This is a genomic window from Sorangium sp. So ce836 (genome assembly GCF_028553905.1).
In the GTDB taxonomy this organism is placed as follows: Bacteria; Myxococcota_A; Polyangia; order Polyangiales; family Polyangiaceae; genus Sorangium; species Sorangium cellulosum_D.
The window spans coordinates 11,070,392-11,085,553 of the sequence record NZ_CP102233.1; the positions used below are offsets into that span (position 1 = coordinate 11,070,392).

At 72.2% G+C, this 15,162-nt stretch carries 14 protein-coding genes; 5 read left to right on the forward strand and 9 right to left on the reverse strand.

Features of this window, described 5'->3' with window-relative positions; translation table 11 throughout:
* Positions 1-228: 228 nt before the first annotated feature.
* The 6 genes from NQZ70_RS40340 to NQZ70_RS40365 all read right to left on the reverse strand — a co-directional run bounded on the left by NQZ70_RS40340 (position 229) and on the right by NQZ70_RS40365 (position 6,698).
* Positions 229-1,116 carry a glycosyl hydrolase gene (locus NQZ70_RS40340; protein WP_129578969.1) on the reverse strand — a complete coding sequence of 296 codons (888 nt, stop codon included), beginning with the start codon at positions 1,114-1,116 and terminating at the stop codon, positions 229-231.
* Complete coding sequence (locus NQZ70_RS40345) at positions 1,113-1,949, reverse strand: TIGR04290 family methyltransferase (RefSeq protein ID WP_207217609.1); 837 nt, start codon at positions 1,947-1,949, stop codon at positions 1,113-1,115. The genes NQZ70_RS40340 and NQZ70_RS40345 overlap by 4 nt, the downstream gene beginning before the upstream one ends.
* A gap of 11 nt (positions 1,950-1,960) precedes the next feature.
* Positions 1,961-2,689: a nucleotidyltransferase family protein gene (locus tag NQZ70_RS40350; protein ID WP_129578970.1), complete on the reverse strand. Its 729-nt coding sequence runs from the start codon at positions 2,687-2,689 to the stop codon at positions 1,961-1,963.
* Between the two features lie 16 nt (positions 2,690-2,705).
* Positions 2,706-3,776, reverse strand: a complete 1,071-nt coding sequence (locus NQZ70_RS40355) for a glycosyltransferase (RefSeq protein WP_129578971.1) — start codon at positions 3,774-3,776, stop codon at positions 2,706-2,708.
* Positions 3,777-3,793: 17 nt separating this feature from the next.
* Positions 3,794-4,753: a DUF4202 family protein gene (locus NQZ70_RS40360; protein ID WP_129578972.1), complete on the reverse strand. Its 960-nt coding sequence runs from the start codon at positions 4,751-4,753 to the stop codon at positions 3,794-3,796.
* 196 nt (positions 4,754-4,949) lie between these two features.
* Positions 4,950-6,698 (reverse strand): hypothetical protein, encoded by a 1,749-nt coding sequence (locus tag NQZ70_RS40365; protein ID WP_237244486.1) that lies wholly within the window; start codon positions 6,696-6,698, stop codon positions 4,950-4,952.
* A 421-nt stretch (positions 6,699-7,119) separates the two neighbouring features.
* On the opposite strand from NQZ70_RS40365, the gene NQZ70_RS40370 reads away from it, so the two are divergent.
* Positions 7,120-7,977, forward strand: coding sequence for a S1 RNA-binding domain-containing protein (locus tag NQZ70_RS40370; RefSeq protein WP_237244487.1), 858 nt, complete (start codon positions 7,120-7,122; stop codon positions 7,975-7,977).
* 51 nt (positions 7,978-8,028) lie between these two features.
* Here the strand turns inward: NQZ70_RS40370 and NQZ70_RS40375 are convergent, their stop codons facing one another.
* Positions 8,029-8,496 carry a Dps family protein gene (locus tag NQZ70_RS40375; protein ID WP_129578973.1) on the reverse strand — a complete coding sequence of 156 codons (468 nt, stop codon included), beginning with the start codon at positions 8,494-8,496 and terminating at the stop codon, positions 8,029-8,031.
* Positions 8,497-8,655: 159 nt separating this feature from the next.
* The gene (locus tag NQZ70_RS40380; protein ID WP_129578974.1) at positions 8,656-9,252 is read right to left on the reverse strand and encodes a YqgE/AlgH family protein; all 597 of its coding nucleotides are present in this window, start codon (positions 9,250-9,252) and stop codon (positions 8,656-8,658) included.
* Between the two features lie 164 nt (positions 9,253-9,416).
* Here NQZ70_RS40380 and NQZ70_RS40385 point away from each other — a divergent pair, with 164 nt between their 5' ends.
* From NQZ70_RS40385 to NQZ70_RS40395, 3 genes are read left to right on the forward strand one after another with little or no spacing between them, the layout of a single operon-like run.
* On the forward strand, positions 9,417-9,827 hold the full coding sequence (locus NQZ70_RS40385) for a 6-carboxytetrahydropterin synthase (RefSeq protein WP_129578975.1): 411 nt from the start codon (positions 9,417-9,419) through the stop codon (positions 9,825-9,827).
* A 54-nt stretch (positions 9,828-9,881) separates the two neighbouring features.
* Positions 9,882-11,363 (forward strand): DEAD/DEAH box helicase, encoded by a 1,482-nt coding sequence (locus NQZ70_RS40390; RefSeq protein WP_129578976.1) that lies wholly within the window; start codon positions 9,882-9,884, stop codon positions 11,361-11,363.
* Positions 11,350-12,576, forward strand: coding sequence for a DUF790 family protein (locus NQZ70_RS40395; protein ID WP_129578977.1), 1,227 nt, complete (start codon positions 11,350-11,352; stop codon positions 12,574-12,576). Before NQZ70_RS40390 ends, NQZ70_RS40395 begins: the two co-directional genes overlap by 14 nt.
* 112 nt (positions 12,577-12,688) lie before the next feature.
* On the opposite strand, the gene NQZ70_RS40400 is transcribed toward NQZ70_RS40395, so the two are convergent.
* Positions 12,689-13,735, reverse strand: a complete 1,047-nt coding sequence (locus NQZ70_RS40400; protein WP_129578978.1) for a PEGA domain-containing protein — start codon at positions 13,733-13,735, stop codon at positions 12,689-12,691.
* 443 nt (positions 13,736-14,178) lie between these two features.
* Between NQZ70_RS40400 and NQZ70_RS40405 the strand changes: the two genes are divergently transcribed.
* The gene (locus NQZ70_RS40405; protein WP_129578979.1) at positions 14,179-15,156 is read left to right on the forward strand and encodes a phosphotransferase family protein; all 978 of its coding nucleotides are present in this window, start codon (positions 14,179-14,181) and stop codon (positions 15,154-15,156) included.
* Positions 15,157-15,162 lie beyond the last annotated feature (6 nt).

Genomic DNA, 15,162 nt, shown 5'->3' on the forward strand with positions numbered 1-15,162 from the left:
CTCTCGCTTCGGGCTGCTCGTGACGTGCGACATGAGCCACCTGGCGTGCGCGACGTCCGGTCGTCCGGGCACAGAACGCGCGCGACATCCAGCCTACCAAACGGCTACGCGGCGCGCCAGATGGGCGCGTCATTCACGGACAGACGAGCAGGCGCCCCTCGACGGCGCGTTCAGGACAGGCCGCATCCGCGCAGGGAGAGATGGCTCCGGCAGCCGAACGGCCGCCGCCTACCCCACATAGCGCCGCGTCATGCGGGCGCAGAACTCCGCGAACTCCTCGAGCCGCAGCGGGGGACTCGTGTGGTGCGGCCGGACCCCGGCGTGCTCCGGGGTGAAACAGTAGGTCAGCGTCACATCGAACGCCTCGATCGCCCTCATCTGCCGGTCGAACCAGGCGTCCGCGCCAGGGCGGAAGCTGTCAGCCCAGCTCAGGCCGGTGCGGAGATGGCGCACCCCGAGCTTCTTCAACCACTCCACCGCGTCGTCCAGCCGGTGGTCCTCGAAATGGAACCACTGGCACACGCCGAAATCGGGCGTGTACTCCGGAAAGAGCCGCAGCGCGCGCTTGGGCGTCCCGTCCTCGCGGAGCAGGCCCATGTAGAAATGGCGGTAGTACGACGAGCCCTCGGCCTCGCGGTGCCGCGTCGTCGCCGGCCACGCGCGCGGCAGATCGTAGAGGCTGTACCAGTGGACCCGATCGACCTTGCCGCGGAGCAGCTCGGCGCTCCGCTTCAGGCCGAACTCCTGCACCTCCTCGGCGCCGAACGTGGAGACGCCGATCTCGGTGATCCAGAGCGGCTTGTCGGTCACCGCGCGGATCTCCTCGAGCTTGCTCGGCCACTCGTGGATCTGCCAGTGGTTCCAGTCGAGCGGAAAGCCGTGCACCGCGACGACGTCGACGTGATCGAGCACGCCCTGACGACCCATGTTGGCGATGAAGGCAGGATCGATCGGCGAGATGCCGCCCAGCACGCGCGGCAGCTGCGGGCGCTCGCTCCGGATCGCGTCCGCGGCGAGCTTCACCATCGCGCCGTACGTCGTCCACTCGGGATCGATCTCGAAATCCCAGTGCGACTTGTTGTTGGGCTCGTTCCAGAGCATCACCGCTTCGATCATCCCTGCTCTCCATTCACGCCGGCTCGCCTGGCCGGGTAGACCGCGCCGGGCACGCCGTCCGCCCGCTCGCGGCGGCGGCAGATGTAGACCTCCGGCTCGGGGTGGTTCACGATCTCGAAGCCGGCGCTCCGCAGCATCGCCTCCGCGCAGGCCCGGTTGGGCACCCACCAGTTGGTCGGGTCGTGCGAGTAGCTGTGTTCCACGAAGTGGAGCCGAGGATAGCCCGCCTCGTCGAAGATCCGCTTCTCCGAGAACGGATAGTCCCCGTCCAGCGGCATCACCTCGGCGCTCCCGCGCTGCATGCTCTGGAAGACCAGCGTGTGCCCGACCACGTGCTCATGCAGCAGATCCAGCGCGAGCAGCGGGTGGCGGAGGTGGTACAGGACGCCCATGAAGAGCACGAGATCGAAGCGCTCTCCGAGGCTCCCGACGTCGTACACGGAGAGGTTCCGGAACTCGATGTCCACGCCGGAGACCTCCGCGGCGAACCGCGCCTGCGCCAGGTAATCGTCGTCGCTGTCGATCCCGAGCACCCGCGCCGCCCCGCGCCGCTTCATCTCGAGCGAGTAGAAGCCCGCGTTGCAGCCGATGTCGAGGACCGTCTTGCCCGTGAGATCCGCCGGGATCGCGTGGGCGAAGCCCTTCCACTTGAACGCGGGATAATCGCCCAGGAAATGATCCGGCGCCGTCTTCACCCCGCCGAGATCGATGTTGTGGAACCACTGCCCGAGCCCGCGCACGCGCTCCTGGATCTGCTCCCGGGTCAACTTCGTCGCGTCATCGACGTTCTGCACGTTCCGCGCGTCCCGCACGCTCCCCACGCTCCGCTCCATGGCTCCTCCGTTCACACGGCCGCGCCGCTGAGGAGCTGGATGGCCTCGCGGTAGCCATGCAGCGTCCCCACGTCGACGTACGCCTCGCCAGCCCGCACCGCCCGCGCGCTGCCGCCGCGCGCGAGGTACTCGTTCACAAGCGTCCCGATGTACGGGTCCGTCTGCCCGCGCTCGCACCAGAGCTCGTGGAGCTCGCGCATCACCATCCCCGTGAGCTTGAAGGCGCCCCAGACCCACTGCGAGCGCGCGTCCCGCTGCTTGACCTGGATCTCGAGCACCCTGCCCTTCTCGTCGGTGACCACCGCGTCGAAGAACTCCGGGTGCTCGACCGGAAAGAGCAGGAACGAGAGGCCCCCGCCGTCGAGCGCGCGGAGCCCGTGCTCCGGGAACCAGACCGTGTCGGGGAGCCCCACGAGGACCTCCTCCTCCGGCTGGATCCAGGGGAGCGCCCGGAAGATGGCGTCGCAGAGCCCCGCGGCGACCGGCTGCACCACATAACAGATGTGCGCCGGGCCGACGCTCGCGCCGTAATACTCGACGATATCCGACTTGCCGGGCGAGATCACCATGCAGATCCGCGTCGCGCCGGCGAGGATCATCCGGTCGATGAGGTACTCGCTGACCGCGCGCGGCCGCTCCACGTCACCGTCCCGGCGCGTGCCCACCGGGAGCAGCTCCTTCGAGAACGCGAGCGGCTGGATCCTGCTCCCCAGGCCCGCCGCCGGAATCACTCCCCACATCGCCCTTTGCCTCCTTTCATCGCGCCGAGACCGACTCGAGGATCGCCACGAGCTCCGCCGCGCGCCGCGCCGCGGTGTGCTCCGCGAGCACCCGCTCGCGCGCCGCGCGGGCGATGGCCGCGACCTCGGCCGCCGAGAGCGAGAGCGCCGCGACGGCCTCGTCCGTCGTCCTCGCCACGAGGATCTCCTCCCCCGGCGTGAAGAACCGGTCGAGCCCCTCCCAGCTGTCGCTCAGGATCGGCGTCCCGCACGCGGCCGCCTCGAAGAGCCGACCGGAAGGACAGTAGCCCATCGCCGCCATCGCTCCACGGGTGATGTTGAGCGTCATCGGCGAGGAGCAGTAGAACGCCGGGTGATCCGGCGGCGCCACGTGGCGCATGTAATAGATGTTCTCAGCCCACGGGAAATCGTCGGGATAGAGCGAGCCGCCGATGACGAACCGCCGCTGCGGCAGCCGCTTCGCCGGCTCCAGGAACAGGGCGGAGAGCGCCTCCTGCCGGTCGGCGGCGTACGTCCCGAGGTACGAGAGGTCCCCGCGGAGCTCCTCCCGCGGCGCGACCGGGCGGTGCACCTCGGGGTCGGCGCTGCCGTAGAGCGGGAACACCCGCCGGGCGCCGAGCTTCGCCTGGAGCGCGTCGAGCGCCGCGCCGCCCGTGTAGCTGAGCACGCAGTCGAAATCGACGAGGCCCCGCGGGCCGATGTAGCCGACCGGCTGGCCGGCGTTCAGCCGATCCAGCGTCACCGGCGTGTCGAGGTCGTAGAAGACCTTGAGGCCGCGCGACTCGAGGACCACCTCGGTCGCGGGGCCGCCGTCGGGGCAATACGAGGTCACCATCGCCGCGTCGGCCTCCCGGACGGCGCGCCGGGCCTCGGGGAGGAGGTCGTCGAACGAGCCGTAGAGCCGGAGCTCGTTGCCGTGCGCGAGCGACGACAGATCCCGGTGCGAGGCGTAATACGGGACGTCGCGCTCGAAGAAGGTGACGCGGTGCCCGGCCCGCCCGAGGGCGTTGATCACGCCGCGCCACAGCGTGGCGTGGCCGTTGCCCCAGGACGAGCTGATCGTCAGACCGAAGATGACGAGCCTCATCGCGAACCGGACCTCCTCTAGGCCTGCGTCTCCGCCGAGGCCGGCGCCGACGTCCGCCTCGGCTCGCCGAGGATCATCGCCTCCACCTCGGGGCGGCAGCGGACGCGCGGCAAGAGCGCCCGCGCCTCCGGCCGGAGGCGGCGGAGCGTGTACGCCACCTTGACGCGGGTGTGCTCGGGCCCGTAATAATCGAGGAACCCGGCGCTGTTCAGCGAGAAGAACGAGAGCGCGTCGGCGTCGTTGAGCAGCGCGAGCTCGGCGTCGTCCCCAGGCCGCTCGTGCGACGCCACCAGCGCGCCGACCCGATCGAGGACCTCGGGCGGGAGCCCGACCCCGGCGAGCGCGGCGCGCGCGAGGGCCGCCCCGCGCCGCGCGTGCTCGTCCTTGAAGGCCTGGTAGTCCGCGGCGCGGTGCTCGATCCGGACGTTCGCCTCGGAGACGAGCCGCTCCACGTCGTGGAACAGCGCCGCCGCCTGCGCGGCGACCGACGCGCGCGGATCGAGCCGGAGCATCCATTGCCAGACGTCGATCGCATGATCGTAGTCGGCCCGGACGAGCGGCCTGTCGAGATCGTAAAGCTCCCGGTGCCGCCCGAGGACCCGGGCGAAGACCGCGGTCGCGGAGGCGACGTTCCTCCTCCGGAGGAAGCGCTGGCAGCGGGTGAGGACCTCGTAGGCGGTGCGCGCCGCGCTCCCGCGATCGAGCCCCTCGAGCCGGAGATCGAAGAGGCCGCGGGCGTCGAGCGCGTGCAGGTGCGTGTCGAGCGCCCACAGATCGAGCTGCGAGGCGCGCCACGCGCGGGCGTCGACGGCGGCGTGGGGCGCGTTCCCGGGCGGACAGGGCGCGTCGATCTCCACGCCGGGAAACTCCCGGGAGAGCGCCGCCTTGTCGGCAGTGGAGAGCAGCGGTGTCCCGCGGGCCGATGGTTCATCGCTGCTCGAAGAGGAGCCGGCAATGAGGATCAGGCGCTTGAGCATGAGCGTGCGTTCTTCGGTCAGCGACGGGCGTCGAGCTCGAACCAGCTTCCGCGCGAGGGCTGCCGCGGACGAATCATGGATACGGCGCCGTGAACCTATCTCCGCATCGACCTTTGCACCATCGCGGAAATTCCGTACAGCAGCGTCAGGAAAGAAGGGACCGAGAGACGTGTGTTCCGTAGCCGGCCCATCGGCGCTACCCGAGCGCGCCCCGAGAGGCCGCGGGGGCGAGGCCCTCGAGCAGGGCGGCGCGATAGCGATGCCGCGCCGCGGTCAGGCGCCGCGCCTCGCCCTCGTCCGGGAGCGACACCGCCGCGGCCATCGCGGCGTATCCCAGGCGCAGGAGCGCGTAGGCCAGCAGATATGCGGGCAAGCGCCGCTCGGGGTCGTCGCCCGAGCGGCGCCGGTAGCGATCGAGGAAGGCGCGGCGGGCGTCGGGCGCCATCCGCCACTCGACGATGGCCCCGGCGAGATCCCAGGCGATGTCCGTGGGGCCGGGGAGGAAGTGATCGTCGCCGTGCCCGGCCGCGTCCACCTTGAAGAGCTCGCCCGAGGCCGACCCGAGCCACTCGTGAGGATCCATCTTGCCATCCACGAGCACGGGACGGGCGATCTCCAGGTGGAGCTCCCCCGGGAGCTCATTTCCGATCTCTGCTGAGAAATTGGTGCGTGCCATCGCAATGAGCTCGTCGGTCGCGGGGCTCGGGACGGGGAAGGCCGAGGCGCGGAAGGCGCAGTAATCGGCGAGGCGCTCCAGCACGGAGGCGGAGAGGTCGCCGGCCTCGAGCGGCCGGCCGGGGAGCCATGGATACGAGAGGAAGCCCTCGCCCTCGTCGCGCGGCGCCGGACCGAAGCCGGCCTGAGCGACGCCGCGGGCCCGCTCCAGGCACTCGGCCCCATAGCGACCCATGCCCTCGAACTTGAGAATCCGGCAGCCGTCGCGGGAAAGCGATTTGAATCGCTCCATGGACGTCCAGGAGGGCGGCCAGCGCGATTCGTCGTCATAGAAGCGGCGGCGCCAGGTCCCGGCGCCGATGAACTCGCCAGCATCGGCCGGGACCTGTTTCCCGCCCACGACGCGCTCGGCGCGGAACGACCGCCAGCGGCGGGCGCCGTCGGGCGCGACGAGCGCGTCGGGGTCCGCCGCGCGAGAGCCGAGGAAAACGATGTTCCCGCGCGGGACGCCGGCGCCGACCAGGGCGTCGCCGGCGGAGAGGAACGACGAGCCGCTGAGGCCCGGCCCCTCGTCGGCGATCCAGAACTGCGCCCCCTCGGCGATGCCGTCCTCGACCCAGGCGCGCTCCCGGGCGCCGAGCTCGACGCGGCGGTCGTAGGGGTGCCCGGACGGGCGCACGGTGATGCGGCCGGCCGAGATCCCCCGCCGGCGCAGGGCCGCGGCCGTCACCGCGCTCAGGGTGGTGCCGATGCTGCGGATCCCGACGACCCGGACCGGCGCCGGCGGGGACGCGAGCCGCTCGGCGAGCCGGGCGAAATCGAGCGGGTGGAGCGCGTAAAAGGAGAACCCTTCGGGCGGCGAGGTCGGGACCGTCGCGGGGACGTCGATCGCCGCGAGCGCCGCGAGGGCCTCGGGCGTGGTCGGGCGGCTGGCCGTCCGTGGCCAGGCGTCTGGCTGTCCGTGGTCCGACGTCGGACCGTCCGGGATCGCGAGCGCGCCCGCGCCGTCGCCGCCGACCAGCATGACGGCGAGCTCGTCCGTGAGCCGCGCCAGCAGGGAGGCGCCGACCGCGCCGGCGTCGGCGAGGATGGATTCGAGCTCGCCGGCGCGGATCAAGGCGCGGAGCACGACCCCGCGATCGCGATCGGCGCCCGCGGGGGCGGCGAGCGCCCGGAGGTCGTCCGCGAGCTCGGCGACGAGCCGCGGCCCGGGGACGTCGCGGCGGCCGCTGCGGAACACGTACATGCGGTATCCGGAGCTGTCTGTCATGGAGGAGGTTCCGCGGGGAGCGGCTCGCAGGGGCCGGGCTGGCTCGCAGGAGCGCGCCCGAGCCGCGAGGAGCGGCGCGCGCAGCCCGGCCCGCGCACCGGCATGGTGCTCGGTCTCCCGGCTGCCAGCCCTGCGTGGGGCGGACGGGGGCCGATGCCAAGCGGGGCGTGCCGCAGCGCGGAGCCCTCCGGCGGCGCGAGCAGCAGCGCGGCCGCTTCGGGCCCTGTCGCGGCGCCGCCCCATTGCTCCCTCGCCCCGTCGATTGCCTCGCTCAGCGCGGGGCGCCGGCCGCGAGCGCGAGCTCGATGTGCGCGTGCTCGTCGTGACGCCACCAGGCCCCGCCCCGGAGATCGGGAGTCCGAGCCGCTCGCCTCCCTCGCGCTGGCGACGCGCCGCCCCGCCTGTGCAAGACTGCGCGCCGATGCCGTACGACGATCTCCTCGGGCGCGTGGTCACCCTGCCGATACGGCGGTTCGGCCCGCCCGGCGCGTTCCTCTCGCCCGACCCGGGCGACCTGCGCCCGAACGCGCCGGTGCTCCTCCTGCCGGGCGGCGAGGTGCCCGAGCGGGCGCAGGAGGGAGACGAGATCGAGGTCTTCGTCCACCTCGACTCGGAGGATCGCCCGATCGCGACCGCGCGCCGCCCGAAGGTCGCGCTCGGCGAGGTCGCCTTCCTCGAGGTGACCGACGTGACGCGCTTCGGCGCGTTCGTCGACTGGGGTCTGCCGAAGGAGCTGCTCGTCCCGCACGCGGAGCAGACCCGCGAGCTGCGGGTCGGTCAGCGGCACCCGGTGGGGCTCATCCTGGACAGGACCGGCCGCCTCGCGGGGACCATGCGCGTCAGCGAGATGCTGCGCGACAAGGGGGAGTTCGATCTGGACGAGTGGGTCGACGGCGAGGCGTGGCGCAACGAGCCGGAGCTCGGGCTGTTCGTCATCATCGAGCGCAGGTTCGTCGGCCTGGTCCCCGCGGACGAGCCGCACGCGCTCGCGCGCGGCGAGGCGGCGCGGTTCCGCGTGACGAGCGTGCTGTCCGACGGCAAGGTCGAGCTCTCGCTGCGCGGCCACGCCCACGAGGAGCTCGAGAACGACGCCCAGACGATCCTCGCGCGGCTCGCCCGCCCGGGCGCGCCGCGGGTCGGCGACCGCTCGAGCCCGGACGAGATCCGGGCGATCTTCGGCCTGAGCAAGAAGGCGTTCAAGCGCGCCGTGGGCCGCCTCCTGAAGCAGCGCGCGGTGGCCGTCGACCCCGAGGGGTTCCTCGTCCCCCACCGGCGCTGAGCCGGACGCCCAGGCCCGCCCTGCCGCCGGCCGAGCCCGGGCGGCCGGGGGCTACTCCAGCAGGCTGCGCAGCATCCACGCGGTCTTTTCGTGGACCTGCAGCCGCTGGGTGAGCAGATCGCAGGTGGGCTGATCGTTGGCCTGCTCGGCCACCGGGAAGAGCTCGCGCGCGGTGCGCGCCACGGTCTCGTGACCCTCGACGAGGCGCCTGATCATGTCGGTCGCCTTGGGGACGCCGTCCTCCTCCTTGATGGAGGAAAGCGCCGCGAACTGCTTGTAGGTCCCCGGCGCGGGCAGGCCCAGCGCCCGGATGCGCTCGGCGACGAGGTCCACCGCGAGCGCCAGCTCGTTGTACTGCTGCTCGAACATGAGGTGCAGCGTCTGGAACATGGGACCCGTGACGTTCCAGTGGAAGTTGTGCGTCTTCAGGTAAAGCGTGTACGTGTCGGCGAGGACACGGCCGAGCCCAGCGCCGATCTGCTCGCGGGTCTTGGCGTCGATTCCGATGTTGATCTCCATGATGGCTCCTCTCGTGGCGTGTGCTCTCTGCATCGATGGGCCGGCCGCTGCGGAGGTGAAGGCCCGCACGGCGCCCTCCCCGGGGGGCGGGGCGCGACCGGGAAGGTTCGTGCGCGCCGGGGCCGAGTCAATCAGGAGGAGCCTTCCGGCCGTCCGCGTTCACGCCTCTCCGATGCTGCGCATCGACAGCACCTCGATCGGGCGCAGCCCGAGCAGCCCATACGCCTGCTCCCAGCGCTGCTCCGCGGCCACGTCGAACAGGATCCGCTCGTCGAGCGGCACCGGCAGCCACGCGCCCGCGGCGATCTCCCGCTCGAGCTGCCCGGGCCCCCACCCGCTGTAGCCGAGGAGCACCGTCCGCCTCCGCGGGTCCGTCGAGGCCGCGCCGCGCACCGCGTCGGCCGCGAGCGTGTCGAACGCGCTCCGCGACGACGTGACCCGCACCCGGGAGCCCACCGGGATCACGCCCGTCTCCTCGGCCCCGAGCGCCGGATCGAGGCACAGGATCCACCCCGAGCTCGGCTGGACCGGCCCGCCGAGGTAGACCGGCGCCGGGTCCTTCAGCTCGTTGCCGTAGCCGGCGAACGACAGGAGCTCGCCGAGCGTCATCGGCGCCGGCCGGTTCACCACGAACCCCAGCGCCCCGCTGTCGCTGTGGACCGCCAGCAGCACGACCGTCTTATCGAAGTTCGGATCGCCCAGGGGCGGCGACGCGATGAGGAACCCAGGGGCCAGCACGCTCGCTTCGCTGTTCATCGGCGATCCTCCCTCGCAAACGGTCGACCGGTCACTGCGTCCCGCACGAACCCGCCCGCCGCCGCGCCGGGCCGAGCGGGGACCCGTCCGCACCTTACTCCCGCGCGCCGCGGCAGGCGATTGGGATCTCCCTCCAGCCCCGGAACGACGGGTATAGTGCGAGCATGTACACGGTCGGCGTCCGCGATCACATCATGGTGGCCCACAGCCTCAAAGGGGAGCAGTTCGGCCCTGCGCAGCGCCTGCACGGCGCGACCTACACCGTCAGCGTGGAGGTGGACCGGGAGGAGCTGTCGCCGCTCGGCCAGGTGGTCGAGACGAGCGTGCTGCGGGACAGCCTGCGCGGCGTGCTCGCCGAGATCGACTACCGCAACCTCGACGAGCACCCGGCCTTCGAGGGCAAGCGCTCGACCCCGGAGCTCATCGCGCGCCACATCCACCGCGAGCTCGGCCGCCGGCTCCCGCTGAACGCCGGCACCACCCTCACGATCACGCTGCACGAGTCCCCGCTCGTGTGGGTCCGCTACCGCGCGCCGATCCGCGGCGCGTCCATGATGCCGACCGAGCTGGCCTGATCGTCGCGCTCCGGGCTTGGCACGCGGCCCCGCCCGCGGCAAAAGAGGGCGCCGATGACCGAGCCGGTCCGCACAGCGCCGATCGTCCTGAGCTTCCAGGGCGGCACCCTCCGCATCGAGGGGGTCGCGCCGCGCCCCGCGCTGGCGCCGGCCGGCGAGCTCGACGGCAGCGCCCTCCCGGCGGAGGCGCCGGGCGGCGACGGGGCGCCGGGCTCGGCCGCGGAGGGCGCGCCGCTCGACCCCGCGTGCCTGCCCGCGTCCTGCCGCTGGGACGCGCGCGAGCGCGTCTACCGGGTGCCGGCCATCGACTACGCCGAGCTCGTCCTCCGGCTCCGCGCCCGCGGGGTCCCCTTCACCGACGCCGCCCGCAAGTACGAGGCGCTGCCGCTCGAGCCGCTCGCCAAGCACGACCCCTTCCCGTACCAGCGCGAGGCGCTCGAGGCGTGGGCCGGGCGCCGCAGCCGCGGCGTCGTCGTGCTCCCGACGGGCGCGGGCAAGACGTTCGTCGCGACGCTCGCGATCGCCGCGCGGCAGCGCAGCGCGCTCGTGGTCGTCCCGACGCTCGATCTCCTGAACCAGTGGTACGACGGGCTCTCCGCCGCGTTCGGCGTCCCGATCGGCCTGCTCGGCGGCGGTTACCACGACGTCCTCGATCTGACCGTGACCACCTACGACTCGGCGCACGCCCACATGGACCGGCTCGGCGCCCGCTTCGGCCTCGTGATCTTCGACGAGTGCCACCACCTGCCGAGCCCGTCGTACGCGCTCGCCGCCAAGATGTGCCTCGCGCCCTTCCGCCTCGGCCTGACCGCGACCCCCGAGCGCGCGGACGGCCGGGGCTACGACGACCTCATCGGTCCCATCGTCTTCCGCCGGGAGATCACCGAGCTCTCCGGGCAGTACCTCGCGGCCTACGACGTCGTCCGGCTCGACGTCCCGCTCTCGGAGGACGAGCGCGCCGCGTACGAGGCGGCGCGCGCCGTGTACATCGGCTTCCTGCGCGCGAACGGCATCCGCATGCCCGAGGGGTGGGGGCAGTTCATCCTGCTGAGCTCGCAGTCCGACGCCGGCCGCCGCGCCTTCGAGGCGTACCGCCGCCAGCGGAGCCTCGCCCTCTGCGCGCCCGGCAAGATCGACGTGCTCGCGCGGCTGCTCCACGCCCACCGCGCGGATCGCACGCTGGTCTTCACCGAGGACAACGCCACGGTCTACCAGATCTCGCGGCAGTTCCTGCTGCCGGCGATCACGCACCAGACGAAGGTGAAGGAGCGCAGCGCCATCCTCGAGGCGTTCAACCGCGGCGCGCTGTCGGCGGTGGTCACGTCGAAGGTGCTGAACGAGGGGGTCAACGTGCCCGAGGCGAACGTCGCGATCGTCCTGTCGGGCAGCGGCTCGGTGCGGGAGCACGTCCAGCGGCTCGGCCGCATCCTGCGGCGGAGCGAGAACAAGACGGCGATCCTCTACGAGCTCGTGGCCCTCGGCACGAGCGAGCAGCGCGTGAGCGACAAGCGCCGGGAGCACGTTGCTTACCAGTGATCTCGTCCGCGTCCGCCGCCGGGCCGGGCTGCTGGTCCCGCAGTACCTCCGCGGGGCCGCCGCCGAGCGGCTGCTCCCGGTCGCGCGCGCGTACATCGACATCCTGTCCCAGCGCGTCGGCGAGCGCCGCGACGACGTCGAGGCCGCGCTCGACGCTGTCGAGGTCCCCGCGCGGGATCGCGTCGCCGCGCTCGGCCTGCGGAAGGTGCTCGAGGACGGCTGCGAGTACGAGGTGCAGGAGGGCGTCGACCCCGAGGCGCTCCGGCGGGAGCTGTTCCTGGCCGCGGCGGCGGCGCACCGCGCCCTCGACGTCCGCGCCCGCTTCGACCGCGCCGCGGTGCTCGACGAGGTAGCCGCCCGGCTCGGCACGACGCCCGCCGCGATCGAGGCGGGCCTCTACGCCGACCTGCGCGGCGCCGAGATCCTCCGGCGCGCGGCCGCGGACGCGCCGGAGATCCTGCTCGACCGGTACAACCTGTCGCTGGCGCAGTCGATCCTGCTGAAGGCGACGCAGGTGACGATCCGCATCGAGGGCGAGAGCGCCCCGCGGTACCGGCGGATCTTCCGCGCGGCCCGGTTTCACGGGTTGATCCACGTGGTCCAGGGCGATCCGGTCTCCGGCTACACGATCGTGCTCGACGGCCCGTTCAGCCTGTTCGATGCGGTGCAGCGTTACGGCCTGCGGCTCGCGATGTTCCTGCCGTCGGTGCTCTCGTGCGCCTCGTTCCGGCTGCGCGCCGAGCTGCGCTGGGGGCGCGACAAGGAGCCGCTCGCCGTCGAGATGGGCCCGTCGGACGGGCTCGTGTTCCACGGGCGCGAGCTCGCGGACACGACGCCGGAGCTGGACGCGTTCTGCGAGGGGTTCAAAAAGCTCGGATCGCCCTGGACCGTGTCGCCGAACGAGCGGCTGTTCGCGCTGCCCGGAGAGGTGGTGTGCGCCCCGGACCTCGTGTTCCTGAACGCGGAGACCGGCGAGGAGGTGTACCTGGAGGCGTTCGGCTTCTGGAGCCGAGACGCGGTGTGGCGGCGCGTCGAGCTGATCCGGAAGGGGTTTCCGGCGAGGATCCTGCTCGCGGTCGGCAAGCAGCTCCGCGTGAGCGAGGAGGTGCTGGGGGAGGACGAGGCGGGGGAGATCTACGTGTACCGGGCGACGATGTCGCCGCGCGCGGTGCTGGCGCGGCTGGACGGCAAGCGCGGGGGGCGTGAGGGCTGAGGGGGCCCGGGGGGAGAGCCGAGGGGGAACCTCCGATGGTTCAACGTGGAACGTCGCCTGCCAACGGCGCAGTCACCGATACAGAGCTCCGTACCCTGCAGGACGTGCCTTGTCACCACGTGCCCTGAAGGAAGACCCCTGCCCGCTCTGCCGTCATCACCGGCACGACGCGGACGCCCTGGCGGGCCGGCTCGCTCGCCAGGTACGACGGATCCGTGAGGAACGCGGCCACCGTCACGGCCGCGAAGACGCCGCCCGCCACCAGCGTCCCCACCCCGAGCCCGTGGAACAGGTCCCGCGCCTCGGCCGTGTCGCGGAGCTCGGTGCAGGCCAGCGGCGCGTCCGCCCCCCCGCACGCGGACGGGTCCCCTCCCCCGCGGCGGAGCGCGGCCTCCTGCGCGGCGAGGTCGTCGCGGAGGACGCCAGACCGCAGGAGGAAGACCGTGCCGGCCGCCACCGTCGCCGTCGTGAGCGCCACCCCGCCGATGCGCAGCTCCGCCAGCGGGAAGGTCGACCCCGGAGGCGCAGCCGGAGCCGCCGAGAGCGGCGCAGCAGGGGCCGCCTCCGGCGCGCGCGCGACGCGCTCCGGAAGGCGCCGCAGCTTGAGGGCGATCGGGTGCGTCAGGCCAGCCTCGGCGGTGAACGAGCTCACCGCCTCCTCGTGCCCCTCGAGCCGCGCCCGCGCGGTGTGCTCTCCCGGCTCCACGAACACCTCGTGGACCGGCTCCGGCGGGTAGAGCGCCTGCCCGTCGATCAGGACCTCGGCGCCCGGCGGATTTGTCGTCACGTAGACCGTCGCCACGCGCTTCGCGGCGCGCTGCAGGCCATCATCGACCTGGCCGCGGAGCCACCCGCTGATCACGCCCCGGTGCTGGAGGCACTCCGCCAGGTGGGTCGCCGCGTCCCGATGCCGCCCCAGCGCGAGCTCGACCAGCCCGAGCTCACCGGCGATCGTCGCCCGCTCCGCGTCGGTCGTCCACGCCCCCTGCGCGGCCTCCAGCGCCCGCTCGTAGGTCGCCGCGGCCGCCACCTGCCGCCCGGCCGCCTGCGCCTGCCTGGCGCGGCGCAGCAGCCCCGCCGTCATCGACGCCGCGCGCGCGTCCGGATCGGCGTAGGGCTCGTCCGCGCTCGCCGCATTCCCGACACCAGCGACGGACATCCCGAGAGCACATGGCAGCAGCCAGGAGATCGAGCGACGCACGCACTCTGAGATACTTGCTGCGGCGATCCCAAGTCAATTGGCAGCTTCGTCGCTCCACGGTCCCGTAGGCCTGCGTCCACGCTCGCGTCCCCTCCGGCTGTGTGATCCGCGCCCGCACACGCCGCTCGCCGCCGCGGAGGCGGGTAGGTCGCGCGGCCGGTCAGGAGCCGCTGCCGCTCCAGCACGCGCCCGCCGCCGCCGGCCACACCGAGAAGGCTGGGTCCGGGAGCCCCTCCCGGCGACCGGCGCGCACGCGCAGCACCCATGGTTTGCCGCAAAGAGCCGGTCCCCCTGCTCCGCGCCCTGGTACACTCCCGGCCGCGCCCCGACAGCGGCCCAAGTCCAGCACGACGGGCACTGTTGCGCTGATCACACCGGCCGTCGACGACCAAGGGAAAGCCGTGGAGAGCAAGACAAAGAACACGAAGACACGCCCGCAGATCGCGGCCATGGCCGCCAGGGCCTTTGGCGGCGCGGCGCTCGCGGACGGCGAGGATGCCGTGCGCGAGCTGAAGGAAGGCTGGTTCAACGCGGCTTACGACGTCCGGCTCGCCGACGGCCGCGAGGTCATCCTCAAGATCGCGCCGCCGAGGGGCGCGGAGGTCATGTCGTACGAGGAGAACATCATGGCCACCGAGGTCGCCGCCATGCGCCTGGTCCGGCAGAACCCTGCCATTCCGGTGCCCGAGGTCTACTTCTACGACGACGCCCGCGATCTCTGCGACTCGGACTATTTCTTCATGGAGAAGATCGCCGGGGACAACCTCGAGCACGTGAGGTCGAGCCTGCCCCCCGAGGCGCAGGCGTCCGTCGACCGGCACGTCGGCGAGATCATCCGGGAGATCAACGGCTTCACCGGCACCTATTTCGGCTATGACGGGAACCCGGACCTGCGCGCGAGCACCTGGAGAGAGGCGTTCCTCGAGATCATGGAGTCGGTGCTCGACGACGGCGCGAGGAAGAACGTGGCGTACGACCACGGCTACGACGAGATCCGCGCCGCCGTCCTCAAGCACGCCTCCGCGCTGGAGGAGATCACCACGCCCCGCCTGGTCCACTGGGACGCATGGGATCCCAATTTGTTCGTCAAGAACGGCAGGGTCACCGGCATCATCGACTTCGAGAGGGTGCTCTGGGCCGATCCCTTGATGGAGTCCCAGTTCCGGTCGCTCTTCAGCGACGGCATCACCAACAGCATGCGCGGCTACGGCAAGACCTCCTTCACCCGCGAAGAGGAACAAAGATGTTGCCTGTACTCGCTGCACCTCGCCCTGGTCATGAACACGGAGTGCTGTTACCGGAACTACGACACCGATTCCGTCTACAACCTCTCCAGGCAGATGATCAGCGCGAGCATGGACTGGCTGAAGGCCAGCTGAACGATC

What these genes read in the sequence shown, in the direction of transcription:
- NQZ70_RS40390 (WP_129578976.1), top strand. Translation starts at nt 9,882, where the DNA reads ATGACCGAGCCGGTCCGCACAGCGCCGATCGTCCTGAGCTTCCAGGGC.
- NQZ70_RS40385 (WP_129578975.1), top strand. Translation starts at nt 9,417, where the DNA reads ATGTACACGGTCGGCGTCCGCGATCACATCATGGTGGCCCACAGCCTC.
- NQZ70_RS40355 (WP_129578971.1), bottom strand. Translation starts at nt 3,776, where the DNA reads ATGAGGCTCGTCATCTTCGGTCTGACGATCAGCTCGTCCTGGGGCAAC.
- NQZ70_RS40380 (WP_129578974.1), bottom strand. Translation starts at nt 9,252, where the DNA reads ATGAACAGCGAAGCGAGCGTGCTGGCCCCTGGGTTCCTCATCGCGTCG.
- NQZ70_RS40370 (WP_237244487.1), top strand. Translation starts at nt 7,120, where the DNA reads ATGCCGTACGACGATCTCCTCGGGCGCGTGGTCACCCTGCCGATACGG.
- NQZ70_RS40345 (WP_207217609.1), bottom strand. Translation starts at nt 1,949, where the DNA reads ATGGAGCGGAGCGTGGGGAGCGTGCGGGACGCGCGGAACGTGCAGAAC.
- NQZ70_RS40360 (WP_129578972.1), bottom strand. Translation starts at nt 4,753, where the DNA reads ATGCTCAAGCGCCTGATCCTCATTGCCGGCTCCTCTTCGAGCAGCGAT.
- NQZ70_RS40375 (WP_129578973.1), bottom strand. Translation starts at nt 8,496, where the DNA reads ATGGAGATCAACATCGGAATCGACGCCAAGACCCGCGAGCAGATCGGC.
- NQZ70_RS40365 (WP_237244486.1), bottom strand. Translation starts at nt 6,698, where the DNA reads ATGACAGACAGCTCCGGATACCGCATGTACGTGTTCCGCAGCGGCCGC.
- NQZ70_RS40350 (WP_129578970.1), bottom strand. Translation starts at nt 2,689, where the DNA reads ATGTGGGGAGTGATTCCGGCGGCGGGCCTGGGGAGCAGGATCCAGCCG.
- NQZ70_RS40400 (WP_129578978.1), bottom strand. Translation starts at nt 13,735, where the DNA reads ATGTCCGTCGCTGGTGTCGGGAATGCGGCGAGCGCGGACGAGCCCTAC.
- NQZ70_RS40340 (WP_129578969.1), bottom strand. Translation starts at nt 1,116, where the DNA reads ATGATCGAAGCGGTGATGCTCTGGAACGAGCCCAACAACAAGTCGCAC.